We start from the raw sequence: 24,493 nt of genomic DNA, 5'->3' as shown, positions 1-24,493 counted from the left end.
TCTTCATCCGCGATCACACCCCATGGCAAAAACCCTCGTCATCGTCGAGTCCCCCACGAAGGCGCGCACGATCAAGAAATTCCTCGGCAGTGACTTCACCGTGGAGTCATCGTTCGGGCACATCCGCGATCTCCCGAAGAGCAAGATGGGCGTGGACGTCGCGCACGATTTCGCACCAGCGTACGAAGTCCCACCGGACTCCAAGCAGCACGTCGCCACGCTCAAGAAGGCGGCAAAAGCAGCCGATGAGGTCATCCTCGCGTCCGACGAAGACCGCGAGGGAGAGGCCATCGCGTGGCACGTCGCCGAGGCGCTCGGACTCCCGCCGGAGCGCACGAAGCGCATCGTGTTCCACGAGATCACGAAGTCGGCCATCGAGCGTGCGCTCGCGCACCCCCGCTCGATTGACATGAAGCTCGTGTCCGCCCAGCAGGCGCGGCGCATCCTCGACCGGCTCGTCGGCTACACACTCTCCCCGCTCCTCTGGCGCAAGGTGGGCCCCGGACTCTCCGCTGGCCGCGTCCAATCCGTCGCGGTGAAGATCATCGTGGACCGCGAGCGCGAGATCAAGGCGTTCACGCCGGAGGAATACTGGAGCGTGGACGCGATGCTCCACGCGAGCGCGCAGCAATCGTTCTCCGCATCGCTCAAGCAGCGCGACGACGAAAAGTTCGTGCCGAAGGACGCGGCGGAGGCGGACGCAGTCGTGCGCGCGTGTCGCGATGCGACGTGGACGGTCGCGAACGTCGAGGAGAAGGAGGCATCACGGAAACCGGCCGCACCGTTCACGACCTCGACGCTCCAGCAGGAGGCGTCACGAAAACTCGGCTTCGGCGTGCGCCAGACCATGATACTCGCGCAGAAGCTCTACGAGACCGGTCACATCACCTACATGCGAACGGACTCGGTCAACATCGCTGCAGAAGCCATCACGACCATCACAAAGCAGGTTGGCGAACAGTTCGGACCCGCGTATGTCCTCCCCGCGCCGCGGACGTTCACGACGAAAGCGAAGGGCGCGCAGGAGGCGCACGAGGCCATCCGACCCACCGACGCCACGCACACGCCATCGTCGCTCACGGTTGCCGATGACAAGCAGCGCGCGCTCTACGAACTCATCTGGATGCGCACGATGGCCTGCCAGATGCCCGATGCCAAACTCAAGCGCGTGGGCGTCAACATCGAGGCGAAATCGGCAATCATGTACACATTCCGCGCCACCGGACAGACCATCATCTTCGATGGGTTCCTCCGCGCGTACCAGGAGGGACGCGATGAAGACGAGCCCGCACGCGAGCAGGACGACGTCGAGGGTGAGAAGTTCCTGCCACCGCTCCGCGAGGGAGAGCAGTGCGAGCTTGACGGACTCACCCCGGAACAGCACTTCACGAAACCGCCACCGCGCTACACCGAGGCATCGCTCGTGAAGAAGCTCGAGGAGGAGGGTATCGGTCGCCCGTCCACGTACGCGCCCACGATCTCCACGATCCAGGCGCGCGGGTACATCGAACGCGACGGCAAGCAGCTCATCCCGGGGGATGTCGCGTTCATGGTGAACGACCTCCTCGCCGAGCACTTCGGGAACATCGTTGACCTCCAATTCACCGCGAAGATGGAGGAGGACTTGGACGATATCGCCGAAGGAAAAACGGAAGAGGTCGCGTTCCTCAAGGGCTTCTGGGAGCCATTCGCGCGAGAAGTCCAAGAGAAGCAGGAAGCACTCACGAAAGCCGATGTCTCGCAGGAGCGCGTACTCGGCGAAGATGGAGAAACCGGTCTCCCCATCCTCGTGCGCCTCGGTCGCTTCGGGCCGTACGTGCAGCTCGGCCGCCTCGAGGACATGCCGATGATCCCGCCGAAGCCGCTGAAGTCCGGCAAGCCGTCCAAGGCCAAGCCGAAGCGACAGAAGCCGAAGTCGTCATCGCTCCTCAAGGGACAGGATCGCGACACACTCACGCTCGACCAGGCGCTCGCACTCCTCAACTTCCCGCGCGACCTCGGCGAGCACGACGGCGAACGTGTGACCGCGAACCTCGGACGCTTTGGCCCGTACGTCTCCTGCGGCACACGCAACGCGACTATTCCCGAAGGCGAGGACCCCACGACGATCGCGCTCGAGCGCGCTATCACGCTCTGCGCAGAGGCCACGGAGCGCAAGCGCAAAGCAGCAGAACCCTTGCGCACCCTCGGCGAGGACCCCGCCACGAATACTCCAATCCAGGTGAAGGACGGCCGCTTTGGCCCGTACGTGACGGACGGCACCACGCACGCGAGCATCCCCAAGAAGTCCTCCGTCGAGGACATCACACTCGAAGCGGCGATGGAGCTCCTCACGAAAAAACGCGCACGCGGGCCCGGGAGGAAGTGGGGAGGGAAGCGAAAAAAGTGAGTGGACCTCTCCTCCTCCGTCATTTCGACCGAGTCCGCGAGCGGAGAAATCTTGTCGCGCTACGCGAAATGCGCCCCGAACTGTGCTGACGAGATCTCTCCACGCGCTCGAGGACTCGCTTGGTCGAGATGACGAGGAATGAAACACAAAGCAATCCCACTCTCGTCATCTCGAGCGATCCCTTCCTGCCCCCCCGTCATCTCGAGCGGAGCGGAGCGAAGTCGAGAGATCTCACGCTATGGACGAGCGCCACTACTACGTCTACATTCTCACGAACGTCAAACGCACCGTCCTCTACATCGGTATCACCAACAACCTCATCCGCCGCGTTTGGGAGCATCAGGAAAAATTTGTCAGAGGGTTTACCGAGCGATACCACTGCACTGTCCTCATCTACTACGAGCAGTACGCGACCGCCATGGATGCTATCGAGCGCGAGAAGCAGCTCAAACGCTGGAGCAGGATTAAGAAGCTGGAACTCATCAGAGCCACGAACCCCGCATTGCGCGACTTGTACCCCGAACTGTGCTGACGAGATCTCTCCACGCGCTCGAGGACTCGCTTGGTCGAGATGACGGTAAATGAGGTGGAACAAACTTCCTTCGTCATTTCGAGCGGGTTCCACCTTCCTTCGTCATTTCGAGCGAGTCCTATCCTCCCTCGTCATTTCGAGCGAGTCCGCGAGTCGAGAAATCTCATCCCCCTCAACACCCCCCCTCAAAAGGAAGAACCTCGGTCCGAAGACCGAGGTTCTTTCGTGCGTTACGCGTCGCCTTTGCCAACAAGAACGATCGCGATGACCGCGAGCGCGTAGCCGGCGAGCTGGTAGCCGTTCGGCAGCTCATGCGTCCACGCGAACTTCGCGATGGATGCGAACACCGGCAACAGGATCGCGATGACCGTGATGGACATGAGCGATCCGCCTGCGGCGTAGGCCCATGGAGCAGTAGTCCGCGAGGAACAACACGACACCCATCCCAAGCGCGAGCGCGAGGAGCGTGCCAGTTGGCAACGTTGCGGCACCGGCAACACCCCTGAGATGCCAGAAGCGCAGGAGCGCGAGCGGCAGCATCACCGCGTAGCAGATGACGAGCAGCACTACCACCGGCACCCGCACGAACTTCTGCTCGATGACCACGTTCTGCACCGCGTAGAGCAGCATCGCCGCCGAGACGAGGAGGGCTGATTGCATGGCAATTCACCTCACCACGAGCAGCAGGTGGGAAGGGACCGCCTCGCAGGGAACGGTCGCGAGAGACCACTCTCTGAAGACGTGGGCGAAGCACAAACCGGTACGCGCGTCCTGTATATAGTGCATGTTGGCCACCACCAAGTTCCCTTGCTCCTTCTCCCACTCACGAAGCCTATCTTTCTGCGAACGCGTGTCACATCCGACAGCGAAGAGCGCAAGCATCACCACATACAACACCACAAACATCCGCTTCATGGACTTCTCCCTTGCTTTTGGTTTTGGAAATGTGCGACCGAAAACCGCGTCAATGCTGCACGGGCACAATGTAGCACACGCGAGGTGCAATGTCCAGTGGGGTTGACGTTCGCTGCTCCGCGAGCGATACTTGCCATAGACCACAGCCCTTTGTGGCGAGGAGGAAACTTGCACGGAACGAGTACGAGACCTGGCAGTGTGACGCTGGAGAACGCGGAACGCGTTGCGCAAGTGGTGAAGGCGGGAATCGCGCGTGGCCGCACGATCGCTGCGCACGCAGCCGAACATGGCGGGCTCAACGTTGCGTCTCTGTTCGAGTTCACCCCGGACATCGAGGCCCACTGCCTCGATGCGATGCACGGGCAGCTCGTCGCCTGCGGACAACATTTCACGATCACGGAGCGTGCGCGCGCATCATTGCTCCGCAACCTCGATGAGCCCCTGCGCACCTACGCGCAGACACTCCGCACGCTGCTTGTGCCGAACGAATCCACCGATGTGCCGAACTGTATTGAGCGCATCGCACAACGCGCCCCGAACGATCGTGCACTCGCGCACATACTCAACGCCGCACTGCTGGACATCGTGCAGTGCATCGTCGCAATGCGCATCCGCGCCGGGACGTTCGGCCTGCTCTGCATGGTACGCACGCTCGAACACGCGACCTGCGACGGAGTGCTCGCACGCAGCCCCTCCGATGCCCGCGCGCTCACGCGCCCGACATAAACCACACAACGCGTACATCCCCGATCCACGGATCGGGGATGACTTTGATTGACATTGCATACCAGGACTTGTACCCGACCATCACCCACCTCGCCACCCTCTCCTTCGCCCTGCTCCCTCCTCCGCGTCGTCCTGAGGCGAAGCCGAAGGACCTCACCCATAGCAACGCAGACCGCAGGAAAGAAAACACCTCGGCCCATATGAACCGAGGTGCTTCTCTGTACCACACCATCACATACTGCTCACTCGCCAAATTCGAGATCAACGAGTGTCATGAGGTGTATCAAATCAACCATGGACGAGGCCGCCGGTCGATGTGAGAGATCTTCTCGAGCCCGCTCCCACGCCGCACGCGAAGGATGAGGTCGCTCGTGCCCCTCCGGTGCAATCTGCTGGAGCAATGCCATCTGCCATATTCCCTCAGGAGCATGGCTCTGATATATGCGCTGCGCATTGTTCATCCACTCGCCCCAACGAGCGCGAATGGTCTCCTCGTGTGGTGCGAGCACCTCCGGCCCAAAGATGCGCTTCGCCGTAGCGAGACAGGAAAGGATGTATGAGGGACGCTCATTTGCAAGCACTGCACCGATCGCATCACGCGCGTCATCAAACTCTTTGCCATCGGCGTTGACCTCTCGCATAAACCGATCGGAATCGAGCTGCCATAGCCGTTGGAGCGTCGCGATCCGCACTCCGGGCGACATACCCACACGATCATCGAGGTCATGCCGAGCCGCGTCCCACAATCGCTCGCGATCATTCGGAGACACTTCGCGATCAAATCGTTCCGGATCAATGGTACGCAACGCTGCAGCAGCAATATCGTCGAGCGGGCCGTAAAAACCCTGCTGGAAATGCGATGCGTAATACTGCCAATCCTCGTCACCCACGAGTGCGCGAATATCCTCGCGTACGGTGCGCGTCTCCGCGGGCTCAACACCCTGCTCCGGAATGGTCCCCGACTCCTCTGCGTGCATCATCGGCACGCGCTCCGCGAGGATCGCCGCAGTATCCGCAATGTATCGGTAATCCGGCTCATCATGAGCAATCTCGGAAGCAATCGCTTCCTTACCCTCCTTGCGCACGCGCTCGGATCGTGCCCACTCAAAGAGCGGCAACCCCGCGGTCTGCGTGCGCTTCGCCTCGCTATCCAGATGCTGCGGTAAGAATCGTTCTCCCATAGATCCCTCCATGTTGATGAATACGCCCCATGACACTTCCACAGTACCCCCCCGATACTGCGTCAAGCAACAACGTGAAAACCACTCCCGTTCCCATAAAAAGTTTCGTGTAGCCGCTAGGACGCTTGCGCGAGGTGGTGCGCGCCTCGACGAACGGATAATGGGGGTTAAGTCCCACGGGGTCAGACCCCTTCCATGCAGGGGGGGGTCTTGACCCCGTCAAGCACTCTTGCATATCCCTGAGCATTCACACGGTTATTTCAGGCGATTACCTCCCCACTATGGAGCGATACGACAGGAGTCACGACATTTTTTGCGCATACTTGACAGGCGTCTGGATTGAGCTATACTTCAAACAAACAAATGACGTAAGTCATCCCACTGGAGGGAGAACGTGCGGAAGAAAAACATGGTGCGCACCGTACCTTCACAACCCGACCAACGAACAGGGCAAAGGATCCGCGCACACTCATCGACACGAAGGAACGTGCCACGATCGAGAGGAGAAAACGATGACACAACAGGGTTCGAGTCCGCGGGATGCGGCCGGGCCACTGGACGTGGCATCGGAGCACCCGCTCGAGCACGCAGCGATCACGCCGCACCGCATACCACCCGCGAGAATGGGAACGATCGGCGTGGTCGCGCAGGAAATGTGTGCACCGCGCAACGATCAGCTTCACACAACGCCGCAGGTCTTCCAGCGACTCCTCGGCATCCCAATGGGACTGCCGGAGACCATCGCTGACCAAGCGCTGAAGGAAGCACACACGGAGATCATGCAGGTCTGCGCGGACTACCTCCCGCGCGAACTTCAGCGGCAACTCATACCACGAGGACTCGCCGAAATGCCAACGCAAATTGGGAGCTTCATCCCGTGGATCCTCGAGCGCGCAAGCCGCGCGCGTGATGTCGCCTTCGCGAGACAGGTGTTCTCCCTCGCGCAGATCATCCAGGGACTCAACGAACTTGGGTGGTCGTATGAGGAGCGCGAGTTCATACGCATCGCGGCACTCAAAGCACTACACCCGTGCTTCGAGACCGATGAGCAACACCTACCACTGCACTACGCACGCAACCGAAACGGGCACGAACGGTGCATCGCCGCGGGATTCGATCCCGCCATCGTCGCAGCGCACCCGCACGCAATCAGCGAGTCGTTCCCGGATGTGCCGATGCGGGCGGTGCAGCTCGCGGACCGCGTGGTGCCCGTCGGTGTCTTCATCCGCGTGAAGCGACCATTCTCGATCTACCTCCGTATGCTCCGCGAGCGGACGCTCAACGCCATGCGGATTCCTGATCCCTTCGGATTCCGCTTCGTGTGCTGCTCGTCGCATGACCGGCGCGCGTTCGAGCAGCATCTCTACGACCGACTTCCGGTCATCGAACGCACGCGCACGCAGTACCTCGATCGCTACGGTCACACGAACGAGCGACGACCGAACCAGTACTCGGCGCGAAACTTTCGTGTGACCATGTGGTGCGCGGACATCGCCGGCGCACGGTGGGAGTTCCAACTCATGGACGCGCCGGACTTCGTAAACCTCTGGTGCTCGAAGGGCTCGGAGAACTGGTACCTCTATCGCCTCCGCCAGCTCATCGCGCTCTTCTTCCGCCACTGCTTCCCAAAGGAGCATACCGGCGTGGACTGGAAACACGCCGCACGACTCTGTCAACAGCACCTCCTCAAGGTACGCCGCGGACACATCAATGGGTGAGATGCACGCAACGCGGGACGATACTCCTATCGTCCCGCGTTTTCATGCACGCGCGACACTTTGACAGGTCGCACGTCGAGCGGTATCCTTGCGGTACATGGTTGATTCCAACGTGCCGACACCCACGCCTGCACGCCCGGTCGAGCGCGGCGACCTCGCGAAGCTCCGCGCGACCGTCGCCGCGTACTGCACGCCGGAAGCTACCGCGCTCATCGAGCGCGCGTACGCCTTTGCCGCAGCGGCACACGCGGGGAAGCAACGCTGCTCTGGCGATCCCTACATCATCCATCCGATCGGTGCTGCCCAGCAACTTGCGGAAATGCGACTCGACGCGACGATCATCGCTGCCGGCCTCCTCCACGATGTCGTAGAGGACGCGGGCATACCGATCGCGCGCGTACGCGAACGATTTGGAGAAGACATCGCCTTCCTCGTGGACGGTGTCACGAAAATCGGCACGGTGCGTCTCCATGGCGAGCAGCGCTACATCGAGAACCTCCGGAAGATGTTCGTCGCAATGGCGCAGGACATCCGCGTCATCATCATTAAGTTCTGCGACCGCATCCACAACCTCGAAACTCTCACATACGTCCCCGAGCACAAACGGCTCCGCATTGCGCAGGAGAGCTTGGAGATTCATGCGCCGATTGCGAACCGGCTCGGCATGATGGAAATCAAGACACAGCTCGAGGACCTCGCGTTTCCGTTCATCGCACCAGACGATGCCGCGTGGGTCAACACGCTCATCGCAGAAACATACGATGAGCGACGCGCGCAGTGCACCGCGCTCCGCACGACGCTCACCGAGCTCCTCACGCAGGGCGGCATTCGCATCATTGGGACCTCCGCACGCATGAAAGGGAAGTATAGCTTATACAAAAAACTCCAACTCCACGAGCGAGACATCACGCGTATCTATGACATAGTCGCACTCCGCGTGATCATTGAGGATATCACGACATGCTACGCCGTCCTCAGCGCGATTCACCAGCATTGGAAGCCGGTGAGGGGGCGCATAAAGGACTACATCGCGAACCCAAAAATGAACGGCTACCACTCCATCCACACGACGGTCGTCACCGATGACGGCGCGTATGTCGAGTTCCAAATCCGAACGCCGCAGATGCACGAGGAGGCGGAGTGGGGCGCGGCGGCGGCCTGGAGGTACCACGAGCGCGGCACGTACCACGCGCCGAACAAGCAGGTCGCGTGGGTGGACTCCCTCATCCACTGGCAGCGATCCGTGGACGATCCCCACGACTTCCTCGCCGGTCTCAAGACAGAGGTCTTCCGCGATCGCATCCTCCTCTTCACACCCCGCGGCGATGTCATTGACCTCCCCGAGGGAGCGACGCCACTCGACTTCGCGTACCAAATCCATACCGACGTCGGCAACCGCACAATCGGCGCGCGCGTCAACGGACACGCCGCGCTCCACCCCCTCGACCGACCACTCAACAGCGGCGACATCGTCGAGATCATCACCGACCCCAAGCGCAAGGGGCCGAGCCAGGACTGGCTCCACATCGTGCGCACGACGCACGCGCGCTCGAAGATCAAAGAGGCACTCCGCGTGCAACTCCGCCACCACGCCGCGCGGTGAGATGCCACTCCACCGCAGTACTGACATGCGAATACGTCGCGCCGTTCGGCGCGACGTATTCGCTGCGTGCTCATGCGGTGATGGTCTGGACGATACCGTCGAGCTCCTCACGGTCGGTGTACGTGATGGCAATCGTCCCGCCGCCGCTCGCGTTCGCCTCGATGCGCACCTTCGCGCCAAGGCGTTGCTGGAGCGCGAGCGCTTTCGCGCGGAGGTTGGGATCGGATGCCGTACCGGTCGCCGCGCGAGGAGATCGCGGGGCTAGCCGCTTGCGCGGCGTCTCCCGTGCCGCCTGTGCAACCGAGAGTCCACCCTCGAGGATGCGGAGGAACCACGCGCGCTGCTCCGCGGGGTCCGCGATGCCGAGGAGCACCTTCGCGTGCCCCTCGGAGACCCGCCCGTCGCGCACCGCCTGCCGCATATCTTCGGGGAGCGCGAGGAGCCGGAGGACGTGCGTGATGCTCGGACGTGCAACGCCGACGCGCTCGGCGATCTGCTCGTGCGTGAGCCCGAACTCCTCCGCGAGCTGCTCGTACGCGAGCGCGCGATCAATCGCGTTGAGGTGCTCGCGCTGGACGTTCTCCACAATGGCGAGCTCGAGCTTCGTCCGGTCATCTACGACACCGTCACGGATAACGATGGGGACGGTGACGAGTCCCGCGCGCCGCGATGCGCGCAAGCGACGTTCCCCCGCGATGAGCTCATACCGGCCATCGGTGCGTCGAGAGACCACGAGCGGCTGGAGGATGCCGTGCGCGCGGATGGACGCTGCGAGTGCGTCAAGCTCCGCGGGTGGGAAATCCCGCCGCGGCTGCATGGGGTTGGGGAGGATCTGCTCCGGCGGCACCACGAGCATGCCCGAGGTGCTGCGCTGCTGCGGTTCTAAGGCCGCTGGCGGAACGCTGGGGATGAGCGCAGAGAGTCCTCTGCCGAGCCCACGTTGACGGATGGTCATACCTCGTACAACAGGCGAGCGACGCTCGCAATCTCAATTCTCAAGTGCTATCATCAGCGCATCATCTATGCGATCTGCGCAGCGATCTCCTCACAGGCACTGCAACAGTTCCTCCGTCAGCTTCTCGTACGCCCGCGCCCCGCGCGAACGAGGATCGTACCGCGTGATCGGCAGCCCGTGGGACGGTGCCTCGGCGAGGCGGACGTTCCGCGGGATGACCGACCGGAAGACGCGGTTCGGGAAGTGTCGGTAGAGCTCCTCGAGGACGTCGTTCGAGAGGCGGAGGCGTCCCTCGTACATCGTAATGACGGCACCGAGCACGCGGAGTTCCGGCCGGAGCTGCTTGCGCACAAGCTCGATCGTCTCCATGAGTTGCCCCAACCCCTCGAGCGCGTAGTACTCGGCCTGCACCGGAATGAGAACTTGATCTGCCGCGCAGAGGGCGTTGAGCGTGAGGAGGCCAAGCGACGGCGGGCAGTCAATGAGGATGATGTCGTAGCTATTGCGGAGCTCCACGAGCGCGTCGGCGAGCTGAAACTCGCGCCGCTCGACGGAGACGAGCTCGATGTTCGCCCCCGCGAGCGCGGGCGATGACGGCATGCAGTGGAGCCCCTCCTGCGCTGTCACAACAACGGCCTCCCGCGGCCGACAGTCCCCCGAGAGGACTTCGTAGACGCCGCGCGACACGCTCCGGTAGTCAATGCCCAAGCCCGAGGCGGCATTGGCCTGCGGGTCCATATCAATGAGGAGAACGAACTTCCCGTGCTCCGCGAGGAAGCTCGCGAGGGAGAGCGCGGTTGTCGTCTTCCCCACCCCACCCTTCTGATTGACGATCGCGACGACCTGTGCCATAGTGAGCTGCAAGCGTATGCGAGATATCCATCGTACCATGGATCGTGGCACTCTGGTACAATAACGCTACGCCGCGGTGGCGGAACCGGCAGACGCGCAGGACTCAAACTCCTGTGGCCGCAAGGTCATGAGGGTTCGATCCCCTCCCGCGGCATGCAAAACACTCCCGCTGATGGGAGTGTTTTGCGTTACCGAAAATACCCACGCTACGACGATGGCCAGTACTTCCAGATGAGGACGAGGAGCACCACTTGGAATGCGATGCCCACCTTGAGTGGCATGCCGTTGAAATGCTTGATGAGCTGATCGTGGACGTAGACGTGGAACTTGTAGAACCAGTGGAGGCGCACGCGGTACTCCTTCTTCACGTAGAGCGCGTACTCAGGGATGGCCACGATGAGGTCGGGGAGGAGCCCCGCGAGCATGCCGATGTACGCGTAGAGCGGGTGCTCAAACTTCCCCAGCGCGAACGCAGGGAAGAAGATGGCGATGCTCGCGCCGATGTCCACCGCGAGGAGGAGGTAGAATCGTCGCGCTTTCCCCGTTGCCTTCGTCGCATGCGCAATCCCACGATCGCCATGCGGGAACATGTCCAGGAGGAAGTGCGACAGGAATCCAAGCGCGAACGCAGTGAGCGCATTGGGGGAGAGTTCACCGGCGAGCGCACCAGTTGCCGCGTGCATGGTGAGGAGCATAGAAAAATCGGGGACCTCTGCGGATTTTTTTGCTGTCATTGCGAGGAGTCCTCGACGTGGCAATCCCGCAGAACCAAGTGGCCGGGATTGCCGCGCCTCGAGGACTCGGCTCGCAATGACACACTTTTATAGAGGCACCATCGATATAACCTGTCGGATGCTACAAACTAGCGGGGGCGGGGGTTGAACCCGCGACCAACGGCTTATGAGTCCGCTGCTCTACCACTGAGCTACCCCGCCGTAGTCATTTACGATGCCATAGGATACATGGTGCGTCAACAACGAAAAACACCCCACGCGAAGTGGGGCACTTTTCATGGCGGGGGTCGGATTTGAACCGACGACCTCCAGGTTATGGGCCTGGCGAGCTGCCAAACTGCTCCACCCCGCTCTACAGCGATCCTCCATGCTTGTAGTGTGGATGATTGCACCAATCTTGTCAACTATCGCACCACTGGAGAAGGGAATGGGAGGGCGCGTTGCGCCCTCCCTGCTGGGAACGTCACTCCTGGCCGATGATCTGCGTCACGCGCAGATAGGTCTCATCGTTCACCTCGATGAGCTCACCCCAGGCGACGGTCTTCCCGCCACTCGTGATACGAATCGCCGTGGGGGCTGCGAGGATGTCTCCGGGATCGAGCGCACGAATGCCCTCCTCACCAAGACCGAAGTCATCAAAGAGATCGAACTCCTTCCGATTCCAATCAAATGCCATGCCGTCCTCCTCCGTTGTTCGCATGCACGCAGCACGCCCGTAGAGCGTACCACCACTGTCTCCCATCGTCAAGCCCGTCGCCGCATACGCGCGCGAATGGCACGGAGACCCGCCGCCGCCTTCGCGCGCTCGGCGGGATCACGGAGGAGGTGCCACGCAGCGGGTGCAATGGACGCGAGGACGATCGCGATGACGATGGGGGCGAGATAGTGATCAATGTTGGGAATACGCTGCCCGAGGGCGTATCCGGCAAACGGCACACCGGTCGCCCAGATGATGCCACCGATGACATTGTAGAGGAGGAACGTCGGGTAGCGCATGCGACCCACACCAGCGAGCATCGGCGTGAACGTGCGTACGACGGGCATGAAGCGCGCGAGGACGATGGCCTTCGACCCGTGCTTCTCAAAGAAACGCTTGGAACGCTCGATGTGTTCCGGGTGAAAAAAAATTGAGTGCCGACGCGTGAAGAGTCGCGCGCCAACGTGGCGGCCGAACGCGTACCCTACGCTGTCACCGACGATCGCCGCGACCGTCGCGAGCGCGAGCAACCACCATATGCTGAACACGCCGGTTGATGCCAGGACGCCCGCGGTGAACAGGAGCGAGTCCCCCGGGAAGAAGAACCCAATGAGGAGTCCGGACTCCGCGAAGATCACGAGGGTAATGCCGATGAGGCCGGCACCGGTGATGAGGTTAAGGATGTCCATACGCTCGCGCTACCCGGGCTGTGCTTCCGACCAGTCGAAATGTTGAAAAATCCAGTCCGCGAGCACGCCGACGTCGCGAAACCGATCGAGGTGCGTCGCGGCACCGAGCACCGCGACGACGATCGTCGCGCCATCGCGCTCCACCTCGATGACAAAATTGTACCCCGCCTCGTCGAGGTAGCCGGTCTTTCCGCCGATGAGCGTATAGGAGTGCTCGCGGCCGTCCGTGAGGAGCGCGTTCGTCGTGACGATTGGCAACGCGCGACGACCATCGCGATGCGCGTCAACGGTGGTCCGTGCGGTCGCGAGCAGCGATCGGAGGGGGTCCTCCGCGAGCGCAGCAGCGAGTAGGCGCGCGGCATCCACTGCGGTACCGCGGTTGTCGGAGCGAAGGCCTGCGGGATCGGTGACGCGCACCGACCGGAGGCCAAGCCGTCGCGCGGTGCGTTCCTGCGCATCGCCGGACACCAACGCGCCGTCGCTCCGCGCGAGCGCACGCGCCGCGCCGTTGTCGGAACGGATGAGCATCGCAGCCAGGAGGTCGTGCACCGCAAAGATGTCGTCCGACTCCACGATGGTGTTCCCTTCCTCTGGAATGTCGTCAGCGACGATCTGTACCTGCGACACGCCGTCGCGATCGTCGCGTACCTCGACGTACGCGATCGCCGTGAGGAGCTTCGTGATACTCGCGAGCGGGCGCACCGCGTACGGCTGCTTGCCCCAGAGGAGCACGCCGGAGTCCGCATCGAGCACCGCCGCACTCTGCGCGGTGAGCACCGGGCCCAGTTCCTCCGGCTCGCCGTTCGCCGCCGCGATCCGCGTCGGGATGCGTGGGCTCGTCGCAACGATCGCAGGAGCAGGTCCTACGGACAGGGGCTCTGCGAGCGCCGGATGCGCACTCCAGGAGCTGAATGCGACAAAGAGAATGGCGAAGAAGAGACCCATAGGTGAGCATCACGAGCATCGTTTACGCGTTCCTATTTTATCGTCCACTATATTTCGTCATCTCGACCCCGTTCGACTCGCGGACTCGCTCAGGGCAGGCTCCGCAACAGAGAGCGGAGAGATCTCCATATGAGATTTCTCGACTTCGTTCGCCCGTGCGCTCACTTCGCTCGAAATGACGAGAGGGAGATGGAGCTCAGACCGGCGGTGCCGCGACCACTTCACCGCCCTCCTCGCCGTGCGCCATGGCGAGGTACTCGCGGATGATCGCGTCGTTGTGGAGCCGCTCGTAGTCCGTGAGCTCGCGGAGATCCGCGATGCCGAGGTGACGGAGGAAATCCATCGACACCGTGAAGATATCCTCGCCACGTGCGCGATCGCGCGCGCTCACGATGAGTCCGCGCATGAGGAGGTTTCGGATGATGAGTCCGCAGTGGACACCGCGGATGTGCTCGAGCTCCGCCTTCGTGATCGGGCCGCGGTACGCGACGACCGTGAGCGCTTCGAGCTGCGGACGGGTGAGCTCACCGCGCACCTCGTCGCTCGCTATCGTCTCCGCGATGGCCTGGCAATCCGGGTGGGAGACGAGCTGCACTTGCTCCTCCGTCGCCGCGACCATCGTTCCACCGCCGCGCGCATTCCATGTCGTCTGGAACGCAGCGACGGCATCCCGTGCGGTCTGGAGATCGCTCCCGAGGAGCACCGCGATCTTCTTCATCGTGAGCGGCTTGCCGGACAGGAAGAGGATGGTCTCGAGCGCGCGGTGGAGGTCAATGGTGGGTGCGGTATCTTTCGACATAGCTATGGCCATGTTCAACGCGAGCGTCCATCCGAGGAACGCTCGATGGCAATCGGGGAGAACTGCGAGGACTGGATTGCGACAACCTCCTGCTGCCGGACGAGCTCAAGAACCGCGAGGAACGAGACGATCTGTTCCCGACGTCCCGTTCGCCCGCGGAGCACGTCGTGGAGTGTCACGCGGGAACGCGCCGCGACGAGCGCCCGCAACTCTGCAATGCGATCCTCAATGGAGATGGTGCGACCGATCGTCGCCTTCGGGATCCGCACGATGGGCTCGAGCTCCGCGATGAGGTGCACCATGACCTGCCCGAGCATTGCGAGGTCAACGCGCTTCGGCGGGAGAAATGATGGTACGATCACCGGCACCCGCGCGCTCGGGTGCATCCGTGGAGACACGCTGAACTGCTCGGCGATACCCGTTGCCGCCTCCGCGAACGCGCGGTAGATGCGGAGCTGCGCCGCGAGTCCCGTCTCGTCCTCCTCCGCGTCGCCCTCCGCCTCGGGCAGGAGGACGAGCGACTTGAGGTAGAGGAGCTTCGCCGCAATGACGAGGAAATCCGCCACGGCTTCCGGCGTCCGTTGCTCCACCTGCTTGAGGTGCGCGAGGTACGACTCGCACACCCCAGCGAGCGCCACGGTGGTGATGTCGAGCTCCTCCTGCTCAATGAGGCGCAGGAGGAGGTCGAGCGGCCCGTCGAATGGCTGGAGCGCGGGGCGCATGCGTCCCGCGTACTACGACCGCTTCCGCGCTGCGGGCTTCCTGCGGACCGCCTTCCGCTTCGTGGGACGCTTCGCGGTCGTCCGCTTCGCTTTCGCCGGTGCACGCTTCGCTTTTACAGGCGCACGCCGCTTCGCCGGTGCTCGCTTCGCGCGCTCGCTCACTTTCGCAATCGTCGGTTCCTCGCTCGCAATGTAGTTCGCAACGGAGCAGTCGAGCGATTCCGTGTGACTGCCAGATCGGCAGAGCATCGTCTTGCACTTCGCCAATCCGCTGTCGAGCACGCAGGCGATCTTGAAGAACGATGCGAACGGTGGTGTCGTCCCCTCCTTGATCTTCAGCTGCTCCATCGCCCGCTCCGACGCGAGCGTCACCTGCTTCGCGCCGAGCACCTTCTTCATCCGCGCGAAGTCCAACCGACTGTGTGCCGGAACACTCACGAGCACGAGGTCACGATCCGCGCGGACGAGGACGGTCTTCGCGACGTGCTTGGGATCCGCATCCAAGGTCTGCGCCAGATCAAACGCGGTGAAGACCTTCCGGTGCGGCACAACCGCATAGGCGATACCCCGCTTATCGAGGTGATTGAGAAGACGTTTGGAGATCATAGATGGTGGGAGAAGAACTGGACTCTATTGTACCGCGCCAGGCACCTGTTTGGCGAATGGAGTGACGGTGGGCTGTTCAATGGCGAGGTAATCCACAAAACGCATGACGATGGAGTGCGTCCGGAGGCCGGCGTTGAAGGAGATATGCTCGTGCGCGCGGAGTGAGGGGTCACAGTACGTCATGAGACCGATACACGAACCGAACGGTGGCACGCCACCCACCTCGCACCCCGTCTCCCGCAGCACCTCCTCTGGCGACGCGAGTGCGAGCTTCTTCGCCCCGAGCTTCCGCCGGAGGGCGGGGAGGTCCGCCTGGAACGCGGCGGAGAGCACCGCGAGCACGTAGCGTGACTTATCCACATGACACACGAGTGCCTTCGCACCTTCTTCAATGCTCGTACCACGGATCGTTGCGGCCTCCTGCGAGGTGCGCACCGGCGCGTGCTCGTGCTGCTTGAACGTCACACCTGCACGTTCGAGCTTGGCCACAATGCACGCGTAGGGATTGGGGTGATTCATACGGGAGAGCGACGCATACGGAATACTGCTTTCACTGCCTCCACGGCAACGAGGTTTACGACGCTGAGGCCGATGATGATACCCCACCCCCAAAGGGGAATATGCACCGTACGCAAGAGCGGCCGAACCGCAGGCGCGAGGAGCCCAAAGAGAAGGAGTGCAATCGCAATGGCAATCGCGATGAGGAGCGCGGGGTTCTCCCAGGGACGCGTGCGCCAGATCGGGCGACGACGCGACCGAACCGCGAAGATGACGAAGAGGGAATTCGCGGCGAGTGCACCAAAGACAATCGTGCGCGTGAGATCGAGGTCACCGGTGATGTGGTAGAGCGCGAACCCTGCGCCGATGAGGAAGATGTCGGTCACCAGGCCCACGCCGAACACGAACGCGCGCATCTCGGGATCAAAGAGCGACGCGGATCGCTTGCGCGGCGGCTCGTCCATGATGCCGGACTCGGGTGGCTCAAACGCGAGCGCCGCCGCCGGCAGGGTGTCCTCCAGGAGATTCACCCAGAGGATCTGCGCGGGGAGTATGAGGAGCGGCAAACCGGTGAAGACGGACACGCCCACGAGGAGGAGCTCGGTGAAGCCGGAGATGAGGAGGTAGTTCGCCGTCTTCCGGATATTGTCCCACATCGCGCGCCCGCCACGGATACCCTCGACGATGGTCTCGTACTTGTTGTCGAGGAGGACGAGGTCCGCCGCTTCGCGGGAGACATCCGTGCCCGACCCCATCGCGATGCCGATGTCCGCCGCCGCGAGTGCTGGAGCATCGTTCACACCGTCGCCGGTCACCGCGACCGCCTCGCCACGCGCACGCCAGGCGGCAACGAGCCGCGCCTTCTGCGCGTGCGACGTCCGCGCGAAGATATCCACCGATGCGATGCGCTCGTGGAGTGCCGTATCGGAGAGCCCCTCGAGCTCTGTGCCGGTCATGACGACCGGCTCACCGGCCGCAAGGCCTGCGTCCTCGGCAATACGCTTCGCGGTGGCGGGGTGATCTCCAGTCACCATGATCGTCCGCACGCCCGCTTGCTGCGCCGCGGCAATCGCACGGGCAGCATCTTGCCGAAGCGGATCGCGGATGAAGAAGAGGCCGAGGAGCACTGCGCCGTCCACGAGATCGTCACCGAGGTCCGCGATGCGCGTCATTTTTTTGGACACCGGCGTGCCCGCAGCCGCGACGATGCGGAAGCCCTCGCGCGCACGCACGTCGAGCTCCTCGAGGATGCGCTGCGGGAGCGGTGCGTGGGTGACGTACTCTGGCGCGCCCAATATGATGAGCTCCGTGCTCGCGCGCTGGATCAATGTTGCCGAGTACTTCCGCTCGACGGAGAACGGGAGGCGATCGAGGATGGTCGTCGCCGCGCGCGTGCGCAACACATCAACCCCCGCCGTACCTGCGGCACTGACGAGTGCGGCCTCGGTGGAAGACCCCAAATACTCCCAGTCCGATGGCGCGGCCTCAGGGTTTGCGATGGACACCTCGGTGCCGATCGCCGCAGCGACCATCATGCGCTCGCACGCCTCGACGCACGCCATGCCGGGTTCTACGCGCACCTCGCCCACGCCGCCGTCCACGAGGTGAACCGCCACGGTGCGCATGCGACCCTCGGTGAGCGTCCCTGTCTTATCCGTGAGGATGATGGTGACCGACCCCAGCGTCTCAGCCGCGATGATGCGTCGCACGAGGCACTGCTTGCGCGCGAGGCGGACGGTCCCCACCGCGAGAATGGCGGTGATGGCAACCGCGAGGCCCTCGGGCACCGCGGCAACTGCGACCGCGATCGCCGTCGCGAGCATCTCACCTGCATCGAGCCCCCGCGCGATGCCGATGGCGGAGAGCGTCACCGCCGCGACCGTCACGACGATGGCGACGACGCGGGCGAACTGTGCAAGCTGCTCCTGGAGCGGCGTGCGCTCGCGCTCCTCGGTGAGCGATGCGGCAATACTCGCGAATGTCGTCTCCGCCCCGATCGCCGTCACCACCGCAACGCCCTGCCCCTCAACCACGAGGGTGCCCTGGGAGAGTGTCTCGTGCTCCCCTGTTCCGCCGAGTGTCGTCTTCTGTACCGGCACACTCTCTCCCGTGAGCATGGATTCATCCACCTCGAGCGATCGCGCCTCGATGGTGCGCGCGTCCGCGGGAATGCGCATCCCGCGCCGCAGGAGGAGAAGGTCGCCCGGCACGAGCTCCTCCGTGTCCACCGCGACCTCGTGACCACCCCGCACCACGATCGCCTTCGGGTGGAGGAATCCCCGGAGTGCATCGAGCGCGCGCTCCGCACGGAGTGCCATGACCATACCAAACCCCGCGGTGATCACGAGTGTGGCGAGGATGAAGAGACCATCCACCCGCTCGCCGAACGCGATCGCGGCAATCGCCGCTACCGCGAGCACGATGAGAATGGGGTTCTTGAGCTCATGAACCGCGTGCGCGAGCGCACCCGGCCGCGCGCGCTCCGACAGCACGTTGCACCCAAATCGCTGCCGACGACGAATGACCTCGCCCTCGGTGAGGCCGCTCCCATCCGTACCGAGTGCCGCGAGGACATCGTTCAGGGTTTGTTGTTTTGCCTCCATAGTCCTCTATCGTACCAAACCCACAACGAAAAACCCCACTCCGATGAGGAGCGGGGTGCTGCGCGATGTTGCTCACGCCTGGCGATGGCCTGCGCGACTGCGACCCGCCCACCAGTACGAGAGACGTTCGCAAACGTACTCGACGAACGCGACGAAGGCCAGCACTGCGACGAGGAGGGCGAAGAACATCCACTGGCTCGCCGGACTGACCCTCATATGGGGATCCGCAGCCACGAGTCCGGGATCAGCATGCGCGAGCGAAAGCATCGCGCCCGAGATACCAAGCACCCTGTACATCATTCTTCCCACGAGCTCCTCCTTGTCTAAAGACCTCCATGCAGTATGGCACACGAGCAGCACCGCGTCCAGATGCTGTCGGAAAGAAAGGGGTCAATGTCGGAAAGAAAGGAGAAAGGGGTCAAGTCCATTTTTCACTGGATCACCTCGTGCTCCCTATAGCCGCCATCGTCAAAGAAATGGACTTGACCCCTTTATCCACCTTCGATTTTCGTGCTATACTGAACGGGATAAGAAACTAAACTCAAGCATCGGCCCTCACCAGCTCGTATGTCGCGTCGCAACCAAACTATCGCACTCCTCGCCATTGCTGCGCTTGTTGTCGCGATCGTTGTCATGGCAGTTGCGCGGCGTGCAGCGGATGATCAACGTCGAGCGGCATATGATGCCGCATGGCCAGATGATCCTGCCCAGGCAGCGCGACAGTACGAGGTCACCGGCCGCACCGAGGAGTGGTGTCGAAAACTCAACGGCTCCTACAGCGCTGTGGAACACCAACTTGTCTGCGTCAACGCACCATGTCCAGCGGATATCGAGGAACGCTGCGACCTCAATGACGCTGCCAACGCCGTGCAAACGTGTGCACAGCAACAAAACGACGGCGAGCGCGGGAGCTGCTCCTTCTACCTCGCACGCTTCACGAGGGACAAGCGTCATTGCGCTGCCATTACGACATCGCCAATCCCGGAGCTCTCGGTCTCGGATTTCTCAACCCTCTGCTCGATGCAATGAGACGGCACGCCGCGTTCGATCAACCCTTCTCTACCCCCCCCCAAGCAGTGCTCTGGATCACTTCGTATTCCCTCTATGAAAGGGAAATGGGCCAAACTCGATCACCTCGTGCTCCCTATAGCCGTCATCGTCAAATAAATGGACTTGACCCCTTTATCTGTGCACTCGATCACCTCGTGCTCCCTATAGCCGTCATCATCGAAGAAATGGACTTGACCCCTTTATTAACAGAGCAGACCTGACACGATTTGGCACACGGTTTTTCGCACGATTTCTGCATTGACACGATTTCTGCAAATTATTTGTAAAGATCCATTAGCTGTTCATTTAATATTTTTTTACATACTTTATTTTTTTGGTCCTTCTTGCATTCCTTGAATTGTAACCAAAGCATTGGTTCACCAAAATGCTCCTTACAAAAATAGCGCTCCTGACCATTCTTTGCACCCTCCATACAGTCACTGAATTGCTCACGGTAGTCAGCTACATGAGGAGCATCTCTCACGCCCCGAATAAAATATGTCAAGAAAAGCAAGCCGACCAAAATAGCCAGTCCCAAATTCACGACTTCCCCTTTTTCTTTTTTGTCGAGATCCTCCCACATATGGAAATCGTGTCGGAAATCGTGTCATGTCCACGGAAATCGTGTCAAGTCCGATTTTATAGTGTCAAGAAAGCAGCAAATGCAAGAAAGACAAGAAAGGGGTCAAGTCCATTTTTTCACTTTATCTCTCTTTATCTCCCCTTTCCTTTTTCCCTTTTTCTACCTTGCTCTCTTTACTAGACACAAATCTTTACAAAATTTACTATACTATTTTTATAATTTTCTTCTGAAATTTGTAGTAATTTTTCACTTGACATATTTTCAATATTAACTTGATTTTCTTTTAACATACTAAAAATTACATAAGTTCTTCCAACAACAAATTCATTGTAATTACCCGATTCCTTATCAGAAGATTCTATGTGATTAAACGTTTTATCCACAACACTACCCATATCTTTACCACCTAATATTTTCTTAAGATGATTTATCAAATCTTGTTTATTAACATCCAGTGTATTTTTTATATGAGCATCGTCTGTTTTCTCTACCCGATCTAGTATGTCATGAAGTTCTTGAACACAAACAAAAACATAAAGTAGCATCATCCAGTCAAAATCTTTTTCCTCTATTGACTTACTTGCTTTTATTTCTTTGATAAACGAAGCAATTAAATTTGCAGAATTTTCAAAAATAGTTCTAAAAATTAGTTTTTCCTTGTTTGAAATAGTGTGGTTAAGATTTAACTTGATTATTTCATCAAATGAACTATTTCTAAAACCAATAAAAATATTTTCTAGTTTATCCATATTTTTAGTGGAGGATAATGGTGTCAAGCGGAAGAAAGCAAGGATGATGATGTCAGGTCTGATTCTTTTTCCCATCGCTCGCACCTTCCGTTCCGTTCGCGCCGTCGAGGTGAGCGATGTTGCTCTGTGCCGGTTTCATGCGGTCATCATATCACGGCGTCACATCCGCCACCGCCCAAGAGTAATCGTGTCGGGTCCGCTTTTTAACGGACAATCAGACCTGACACCATTATCCTACCATTATCCTATCTATATTTACCTTATTTTTTTGATTTGTCTGCTGCCTCTCTCCTGACTTCACGAATCGCAGCAATAATTGCCATGGCCAGGGCAATGAACCCTATTAGCTTCAGCGCGTCTCCAAAAATACCTCCGATCAACCATGCCATGGCATAGAAGATAATGGCAGCCAGAAATAACTCCTTTGCAAGTAGAGTGCGTTTGAGGTCCAGCATACGTTTCTATTTTAAATTCTCGACGAGCAAACGGTAATCGTGTCAGGTCCGATTTTTTTCTAACGCCCAGCCGTGTGTGGGAGGGCTATGAAAACGAGATGGTGAGAGGTAATCGTGTCAGGTCCGATTTTTTCCACAGAACGTGTCAAACCGCGTCAGGTCCGGTTTTCGGAGATTGACCGATCGTTGCAAGGGTAAGCTTTACGGAAACATTATCGGAGGGAAGCAACACGAGCCGATCTCCGTATTTCTTACGGAGTCCGGTAACAAACTCGTCTGCCCATGAGGGAGTGAGTACATGCACGCCGGTAAAATCGATCTCGATCGACTCGGTTTCCGATACGGGCGTAAGGTATGCAGAAGCAATCAACAGGGCATCACGACCTGCGGGACGGGAGACCAACATGGGCCCAAATTTACTCAATGCAATTCTCATAGTTGTACCAAAATACTACACCATAACCGAAAGGATGGCAAGGGTTCCCGGGAGCACCCGTACAGATGGAGACCATTCCTCGTGCCGTCCTTTTCTAGGAGATGTCAGAACGACTTGTGCTGCTCCAGAATGAAATTCAAGCTGCCGATCCCCGCGTTGCCCGATGACGGATGCAACAAACTTCAATCCATTCCCCCGCTGCTCGGGAGATCGTCCAGAAATCACCTCGCGGAACGCAACACGAAGCGCCTCCATATCATCATGGAGCTCCGGCCGAATACGACGCAATGTTGCAAGAATACCCTGGCCGCGATCGGCGATCACCGCTGTCCAATGTCCATCTCCAAGCATCCACCCGAACCAACACCCTGGAACATCTCGCCACTGTCCAATGTTGTGATCAAACGTGTTGTTCCCAATCTCTCCGACCGCAGCGATGAGCTCCGATGCTATCATCTGAAATTTTGGTGCTCGCTCGAGAAGAATGCGGGCATGATCTAACCGACCCGTAAACACATCCCGTGTTGGACAATGCTCACTGGGATCGTGAGGGACGTTATCGCTAGACGCGAGCACCCATCCCCAACCACGCTGAACCATAACCCCTTCGTTTGATGGCGGATCAGTAATAACCATAGAGTGATTGCATGTTCTCCTGAACGAACACACTATCCCGCCGACAGCCGATCATCAATGCGCCCGATGTCTCGCGGGAAGAGGGTGGCGAGTTTGACGTTGTCGAGGCCGAGGAGCTTCTGGGTGAGGCGTTCGAGGCCGATGGCGAGGCCGCCTTCGGGGGGCATGCCGTATTGGAAGGCCTCGAGGTAGTAGGTGAACTTAGCAGGATCGAGGCCCCACTTCACGATGTTGCCTTTGAGCATTTCGTAGTCGTGGATGCGCTGGCCGCCAGTGGTGATTTCGACGCCGCGGAAGAGCAAATCAAAGGAGAGTGTGAACTCGGGGTCCTCGGGGTCGGGCATGGTGTAGAGCGGACGCTTGGCTGTGGGGTAGTGCGTGACGTAGAGGAAGTCCGAGCTGTGCTCCCGTGCGGACCACTCGCAGAGCTTGCGCTCGTGCTCGGGCTCGAGGTCCGGCTCGCCGACGCAATCCATGCCGAACTCGCGTTTGAGCACCTCCTGCGCCTCGCGGAGCTTGAGCGATGGGATGGTCGGTGGCACCTCCGGCAGCGTGGCACCGAGCACGGCGATCTCGTCCGCACAGACCGCGCGCACGTGTGCGACGAGATCAATGAGCATGTCGTTCTGCATGCGCATGACATCGCGGTGGTCGGTGATGGGGCCAAACTCAAAGTCGAGCGAGCAGTACTCGTTGAGGTGACGACTCGTCGCGTGGAGCTCGGCGCGGAACGCGGTGGCGACGGTGAAGGCGCGTTCGAAGATGCCGACCATGATCTGCTTGTAGAACTGCGGGGACTGCGCGAGGAACGCGGGCTTGCCAAAGTAGTCAATGGTGAAGACGTTCGCCCCGCCCTCCGTGGAGCCGCCGACGATGCTCGGCGCGTGGAACTCCGTGAAGCCGCGCTTCGTGAGCGCGCTTCGGAAGCCCTCGACGATAGCGGCCTGCACGCGGAAGATCGCGCGCCCGCGGTCGGTACGGAGCGTGAATGGGAGGTGATCGAGGTACGTGTCGATGTGGAGATCGTCCTGGGGATCGAAGGGGAAGGGTTGCGATGTGGCGATGATCGTGATCTGACCCGCCTCCATCTCCACGGTGCCCGTCGCGATGTTCGGGTTCACGTACTTCTCACCGCGCTGCTTCACGCGTCCGGTGATGCGGACGTAGGAGCCCTCGCGCACATCCTTCTGCGTTACCGGTGTCCCGGGAACGCTCGGGTGGGGCGCGTGGCGATCCTCGACGGGGACGTCCGGTGTCAGGACAACCTGGAGAAGCCCGTACCGATCGCGAACGTCGAGGAAGACGATCTTCCCCATGTCCCGCCGCGATGCGACCCGACCGGCAATGGTCACGTCTGTGCCAACCTGCTGCGGCACGTCAACGATGCGAAGTGTTTCTTGCATAGAACGCTATCGTATCC

The 24,493-nt window shown here is 60.5% G+C and carries 26 protein-coding genes and 3 tRNA genes; 8 read left to right on the top strand and 21 right to left on the bottom strand.

What is annotated here, in order from left to right; genetic code table 11:
- Positions 1 to 22: 22 nt before the first annotated feature.
- Both topA and Q7S96_02660 read left to right on the top strand, forming a co-directional pair.
- A complete protein-coding gene (gene topA, locus Q7S96_02665) occupies positions 23 to 2,389 on the top strand; it encodes a type I DNA topoisomerase (GenBank protein MDO8463148.1) in 2,367 nt (788 codons plus the stop codon).
- Positions 2,390 to 2,627: 238 nt separating this feature from the next.
- Entirely contained in the window at positions 2,628 to 2,921 is a 294-nt protein-coding gene (locus tag Q7S96_02660; GenBank protein MDO8463147.1) for a GIY-YIG nuclease family protein, read from the top strand.
- Positions 2,922 to 3,230: 309 nt separating this feature from the next.
- Here the strand turns inward: Q7S96_02660 and Q7S96_02655 are convergent, their stop codons facing one another.
- On the bottom strand, positions 3,231 to 3,581 hold the full coding sequence (locus tag Q7S96_02655; GenBank protein MDO8463146.1) for a hypothetical protein: 351 nt from the start codon (positions 3,579 to 3,581) through the stop codon (positions 3,231 to 3,233).
- Positions 3,582 to 3,587: 6 nt separating this feature from the next.
- Positions 3,588 to 3,836 (bottom strand): hypothetical protein, encoded by a 249-nt coding sequence (locus Q7S96_02650; protein MDO8463145.1) that lies wholly within the window; start codon positions 3,834 to 3,836, stop codon positions 3,588 to 3,590.
- Positions 3,837 to 4,034: 198 nt separating this feature from the next.
- Here Q7S96_02650 and Q7S96_02645 point away from each other — a divergent pair, with 198 nt between their 5' ends.
- Positions 4,035 to 4,562, top strand: a complete 528-nt coding sequence (locus Q7S96_02645) for a hypothetical protein (GenBank protein MDO8463144.1) — start codon at positions 4,035 to 4,037, stop codon at positions 4,560 to 4,562.
- Between the two features lie 242 nt (positions 4,563 to 4,804).
- On the opposite strand, the gene Q7S96_02640 is transcribed toward Q7S96_02645, so the two are convergent.
- Positions 4,805 to 5,743, bottom strand: coding sequence for a hypothetical protein (locus Q7S96_02640; GenBank protein MDO8463143.1), 939 nt, complete (start codon positions 5,741 to 5,743; stop codon positions 4,805 to 4,807).
- A 512-nt stretch (positions 5,744 to 6,255) separates the two neighbouring features.
- On the opposite strand from Q7S96_02640, the gene Q7S96_02635 reads away from it, so the two are divergent.
- Positions 6,256 to 7,461 carry a hypothetical protein gene (locus Q7S96_02635; protein MDO8463142.1) on the top strand — a complete coding sequence of 402 codons (1,206 nt, stop codon included), beginning with the start codon at positions 6,256 to 6,258 and terminating at the stop codon, positions 7,459 to 7,461.
- A 97-nt stretch (positions 7,462 to 7,558) separates the two neighbouring features.
- Positions 7,559 to 9,064: a RelA/SpoT family protein gene (locus Q7S96_02630; protein ID MDO8463141.1), complete on the top strand. Its 1,506-nt coding sequence runs from the start codon at positions 7,559 to 7,561 to the stop codon at positions 9,062 to 9,064.
- Between the two features lie 70 nt (positions 9,065 to 9,134).
- Here the strand turns inward: Q7S96_02630 and Q7S96_02625 are convergent, their stop codons facing one another.
- Complete coding sequence (locus tag Q7S96_02625; protein ID MDO8463140.1) at positions 9,135 to 10,019, bottom strand: ParB/RepB/Spo0J family partition protein; 885 nt, start codon at positions 10,017 to 10,019, stop codon at positions 9,135 to 9,137.
- Between the two features lie 90 nt (positions 10,020 to 10,109).
- Positions 10,110 to 10,871: an AAA family ATPase gene (locus tag Q7S96_02620; protein MDO8463139.1), complete on the bottom strand. Its 762-nt coding sequence runs from the start codon at positions 10,869 to 10,871 to the stop codon at positions 10,110 to 10,112.
- Positions 10,872 to 10,941: 70 nt separating this feature from the next.
- Between Q7S96_02620 and Q7S96_02615 the strand changes: the two genes are divergently transcribed.
- A tRNA-Leu gene (locus tag Q7S96_02615) sits at positions 10,942 to 11,025 on the top strand.
- Positions 11,026 to 11,077: 52 nt separating this feature from the next.
- Here Q7S96_02615 and Q7S96_02610 read toward each other — a convergent pair.
- The 12 genes from Q7S96_02610 to Q7S96_02555 form a co-directional block, all read right to left on the bottom strand.
- The gene (locus tag Q7S96_02610) at positions 11,078 to 11,566 is read right to left on the bottom strand and encodes a hypothetical protein (protein ID MDO8463138.1); all 489 of its coding nucleotides are present in this window, start codon (positions 11,564 to 11,566) and stop codon (positions 11,078 to 11,080) included.
- A gap of 168 nt (positions 11,567 to 11,734) precedes the next feature.
- Positions 11,735 to 11,806: transfer RNA gene (locus tag Q7S96_02605), tRNA-Met, on the bottom strand.
- A 77-nt stretch (positions 11,807 to 11,883) separates the two neighbouring features.
- Positions 11,884 to 11,957, bottom strand: a tRNA-Met gene (locus Q7S96_02600).
- 111 nt (positions 11,958 to 12,068) lie between these two features.
- The gene (locus Q7S96_02595; protein ID MDO8463137.1) at positions 12,069 to 12,281 is read right to left on the bottom strand and encodes a FliM/FliN family flagellar motor switch protein; all 213 of its coding nucleotides are present in this window, start codon (positions 12,279 to 12,281) and stop codon (positions 12,069 to 12,071) included.
- 68 nt (positions 12,282 to 12,349) lie between these two features.
- Positions 12,350 to 12,991, bottom strand: a complete 642-nt coding sequence (locus Q7S96_02590; protein MDO8463136.1) for a VTT domain-containing protein — start codon at positions 12,989 to 12,991, stop codon at positions 12,350 to 12,352.
- Between the two features lie 9 nt (positions 12,992 to 13,000).
- Positions 13,001 to 13,936 (bottom strand): serine hydrolase, encoded by a 936-nt coding sequence (locus Q7S96_02585; GenBank protein ID MDO8463135.1) that lies wholly within the window; start codon positions 13,934 to 13,936, stop codon positions 13,001 to 13,003.
- A gap of 196 nt (positions 13,937 to 14,132) precedes the next feature.
- Positions 14,133 to 14,735, bottom strand: a complete 603-nt coding sequence (locus tag Q7S96_02580) for an SMC-Scp complex subunit ScpB (GenBank protein ID MDO8463134.1) — start codon at positions 14,733 to 14,735, stop codon at positions 14,133 to 14,135.
- A 14-nt stretch (positions 14,736 to 14,749) separates the two neighbouring features.
- Positions 14,750 to 15,457 (bottom strand): segregation/condensation protein A, encoded by a 708-nt coding sequence (locus tag Q7S96_02575; GenBank protein ID MDO8463133.1) that lies wholly within the window; start codon positions 15,455 to 15,457, stop codon positions 14,750 to 14,752.
- A 12-nt stretch (positions 15,458 to 15,469) separates the two neighbouring features.
- Positions 15,470 to 16,063 (bottom strand): YbaK/EbsC family protein, encoded by a 594-nt coding sequence (locus Q7S96_02570; GenBank protein MDO8463132.1) that lies wholly within the window; start codon positions 16,061 to 16,063, stop codon positions 15,470 to 15,472.
- 24 nt (positions 16,064 to 16,087) lie between these two features.
- Positions 16,088 to 16,582 carry a YbaK/EbsC family protein gene (locus Q7S96_02565; protein ID MDO8463131.1) on the bottom strand — a complete coding sequence of 165 codons (495 nt, stop codon included), beginning with the start codon at positions 16,580 to 16,582 and terminating at the stop codon, positions 16,088 to 16,090.
- Entirely contained in the window at positions 16,579 to 19,164 is a 2,586-nt protein-coding gene (locus tag Q7S96_02560) for a cation-transporting P-type ATPase (GenBank protein MDO8463130.1), read from the bottom strand. The genes Q7S96_02565 and Q7S96_02560 overlap by 4 nt, the downstream gene beginning before the upstream one ends.
- A gap of 72 nt (positions 19,165 to 19,236) precedes the next feature.
- Positions 19,237 to 19,380 (bottom strand): hypothetical protein, encoded by a 144-nt coding sequence (locus Q7S96_02555; protein MDO8463129.1) that lies wholly within the window; start codon positions 19,378 to 19,380, stop codon positions 19,237 to 19,239.
- Positions 19,381 to 19,731: 351 nt separating this feature from the next.
- Here Q7S96_02555 and Q7S96_02550 point away from each other — a divergent pair, with 351 nt between their 5' ends.
- Positions 19,732 to 20,193 (top strand): hypothetical protein, encoded by a 462-nt coding sequence (locus tag Q7S96_02550; protein ID MDO8463128.1) that lies wholly within the window; start codon positions 19,732 to 19,734, stop codon positions 20,191 to 20,193.
- Positions 20,194 to 20,491: 298 nt separating this feature from the next.
- Here Q7S96_02550 and Q7S96_02545 read toward each other — a convergent pair whose 3' ends face one another.
- The 3 genes from Q7S96_02545 to Q7S96_02535 form a co-directional block, all read right to left on the bottom strand.
- Entirely contained in the window at positions 20,492 to 20,797 is a 306-nt protein-coding gene (locus tag Q7S96_02545) for a hypothetical protein (GenBank protein MDO8463127.1), read from the bottom strand.
- A 176-nt stretch (positions 20,798 to 20,973) separates the two neighbouring features.
- On the bottom strand, positions 20,974 to 21,546 hold the full coding sequence (locus tag Q7S96_02540) for a hypothetical protein (protein ID MDO8463126.1): 573 nt from the start codon (positions 21,544 to 21,546) through the stop codon (positions 20,974 to 20,976).
- A gap of 260 nt (positions 21,547 to 21,806) precedes the next feature.
- Positions 21,807 to 22,001 (bottom strand): hypothetical protein, encoded by a 195-nt coding sequence (locus Q7S96_02535; protein MDO8463125.1) that lies wholly within the window; start codon positions 21,999 to 22,001, stop codon positions 21,807 to 21,809.
- A gap of 565 nt (positions 22,002 to 22,566) precedes the next feature.
- Here Q7S96_02535 and Q7S96_02530 point away from each other — a divergent pair.
- Positions 22,567 to 22,938, top strand: coding sequence for a hypothetical protein (locus Q7S96_02530; GenBank protein MDO8463124.1), 372 nt, complete (start codon positions 22,567 to 22,569; stop codon positions 22,936 to 22,938).
- 167 nt (positions 22,939 to 23,105) lie between these two features.
- On the opposite strand, the gene aspS is transcribed toward Q7S96_02530, so the two are convergent.
- The gene (gene aspS, locus Q7S96_02525; GenBank protein ID MDO8463123.1) at positions 23,106 to 24,476 is read right to left on the bottom strand and encodes an aspartate--tRNA(Asn) ligase; all 1,371 of its coding nucleotides are present in this window, start codon (positions 24,474 to 24,476) and stop codon (positions 23,106 to 23,108) included.
- Positions 24,477 to 24,493 lie beyond the last annotated feature (17 nt).

The organism is bacterium (assembly GCA_030647005.1).
In the GTDB taxonomy this organism is placed as follows: Bacteria; Patescibacteriota; Patescibacteriia; order JACPHY01; family JACPHY01; genus JAUSKG01.
The sequence above is the reverse complement of the archived record's forward strand: the minus strand, read 5'-3'. Positions and strand labels throughout refer to the sequence as shown.

What these genes read in the sequence shown, in the direction of transcription:
- Q7S96_02560 (MDO8463130.1), bottom strand. Translation starts at nt 19,164, where the DNA reads ATGGAGGCAAAACAACAAACCCTGAACGATGTCCTCGCGGCACTCGGT.
- Q7S96_02630 (MDO8463141.1), top strand. Translation starts at nt 7,559, where the DNA reads ATGGTTGATTCCAACGTGCCGACACCCACGCCTGCACGCCCGGTCGAG.
- Q7S96_02570 (MDO8463132.1), bottom strand. Translation starts at nt 16,063, where the DNA reads ATGATCTCCAAACGTCTTCTCAATCACCTCGATAAGCGGGGTATCGCC.
- Q7S96_02650 (MDO8463145.1), bottom strand. Translation starts at nt 3,836, where the DNA reads ATGAAGCGGATGTTTGTGGTGTTGTATGTGGTGATGCTTGCGCTCTTC.
- Q7S96_02625 (MDO8463140.1), bottom strand. Translation starts at nt 10,019, where the DNA reads ATGACCATCCGTCAACGTGGGCTCGGCAGAGGACTCTCTGCGCTCATC.
- Q7S96_02575 (MDO8463133.1), bottom strand. Translation starts at nt 15,457, where the DNA reads ATGCGCCCCGCGCTCCAGCCATTCGACGGGCCGCTCGACCTCCTCCTG.
- Q7S96_02595 (MDO8463137.1), bottom strand. Translation starts at nt 12,281, where the DNA reads ATGGCATTTGATTGGAATCGGAAGGAGTTCGATCTCTTTGATGACTTC.
- Q7S96_02660 (MDO8463147.1), top strand. Translation starts at nt 2,628, where the DNA reads ATGGACGAGCGCCACTACTACGTCTACATTCTCACGAACGTCAAACGC.
- Q7S96_02580 (MDO8463134.1), bottom strand. Translation starts at nt 14,735, where the DNA reads ATGTCGAAAGATACCGCACCCACCATTGACCTCCACCGCGCGCTCGAG.
- Q7S96_02585 (MDO8463135.1), bottom strand. Translation starts at nt 13,936, where the DNA reads ATGGGTCTCTTCTTCGCCATTCTCTTTGTCGCATTCAGCTCCTGGAGT.
- Q7S96_02565 (MDO8463131.1), bottom strand. Translation starts at nt 16,582, where the DNA reads ATGAATCACCCCAATCCCTACGCGTGCATTGTGGCCAAGCTCGAACGT.
- Q7S96_02640 (MDO8463143.1), bottom strand. Translation starts at nt 5,743, where the DNA reads ATGGGAGAACGATTCTTACCGCAGCATCTGGATAGCGAGGCGAAGCGC.
- topA (MDO8463148.1), top strand. Translation starts at nt 23, where the DNA reads ATGGCAAAAACCCTCGTCATCGTCGAGTCCCCCACGAAGGCGCGCACG.
- Q7S96_02545 (MDO8463127.1), bottom strand. Translation starts at nt 20,797, where the DNA reads ATGTGGGAGGATCTCGACAAAAAAGAAAAAGGGGAAGTCGTGAATTTG.
- Q7S96_02555 (MDO8463129.1), bottom strand. Translation starts at nt 19,380, where the DNA reads ATGAGGGTCAGTCCGGCGAGCCAGTGGATGTTCTTCGCCCTCCTCGTC.
- Q7S96_02530 (MDO8463124.1), top strand. Translation starts at nt 22,567, where the DNA reads ATGAAATTCAAGCTGCCGATCCCCGCGTTGCCCGATGACGGATGCAAC.
- Q7S96_02550 (MDO8463128.1), top strand. Translation starts at nt 19,732, where the DNA reads ATGTCGCGTCGCAACCAAACTATCGCACTCCTCGCCATTGCTGCGCTT.
- Q7S96_02535 (MDO8463125.1), bottom strand. Translation starts at nt 22,001, where the DNA reads ATGCTGGACCTCAAACGCACTCTACTTGCAAAGGAGTTATTTCTGGCT.
- Q7S96_02655 (MDO8463146.1), bottom strand. Translation starts at nt 3,581, where the DNA reads ATGCAATCAGCCCTCCTCGTCTCGGCGGCGATGCTGCTCTACGCGGTG.
- Q7S96_02635 (MDO8463142.1), top strand. Translation starts at nt 6,256, where the DNA reads ATGACACAACAGGGTTCGAGTCCGCGGGATGCGGCCGGGCCACTGGAC.
- Q7S96_02610 (MDO8463138.1), bottom strand. Translation starts at nt 11,566, where the DNA reads ATGCTCCTCACCATGCACGCGGCAACTGGTGCGCTCGCCGGTGAACTC.
- aspS (MDO8463123.1), bottom strand. Translation starts at nt 24,476, where the DNA reads ATGCAAGAAACACTTCGCATCGTTGACGTGCCGCAGCAGGTTGGCACA.
- Q7S96_02620 (MDO8463139.1), bottom strand. Translation starts at nt 10,871, where the DNA reads ATGGCACAGGTCGTCGCGATCGTCAATCAGAAGGGTGGGGTGGGGAAG.
- Q7S96_02540 (MDO8463126.1), bottom strand. Translation starts at nt 21,546, where the DNA reads ATGGATAAACTAGAAAATATTTTTATTGGTTTTAGAAATAGTTCATTT.
- Q7S96_02590 (MDO8463136.1), bottom strand. Translation starts at nt 12,991, where the DNA reads ATGGACATCCTTAACCTCATCACCGGTGCCGGCCTCATCGGCATTACC.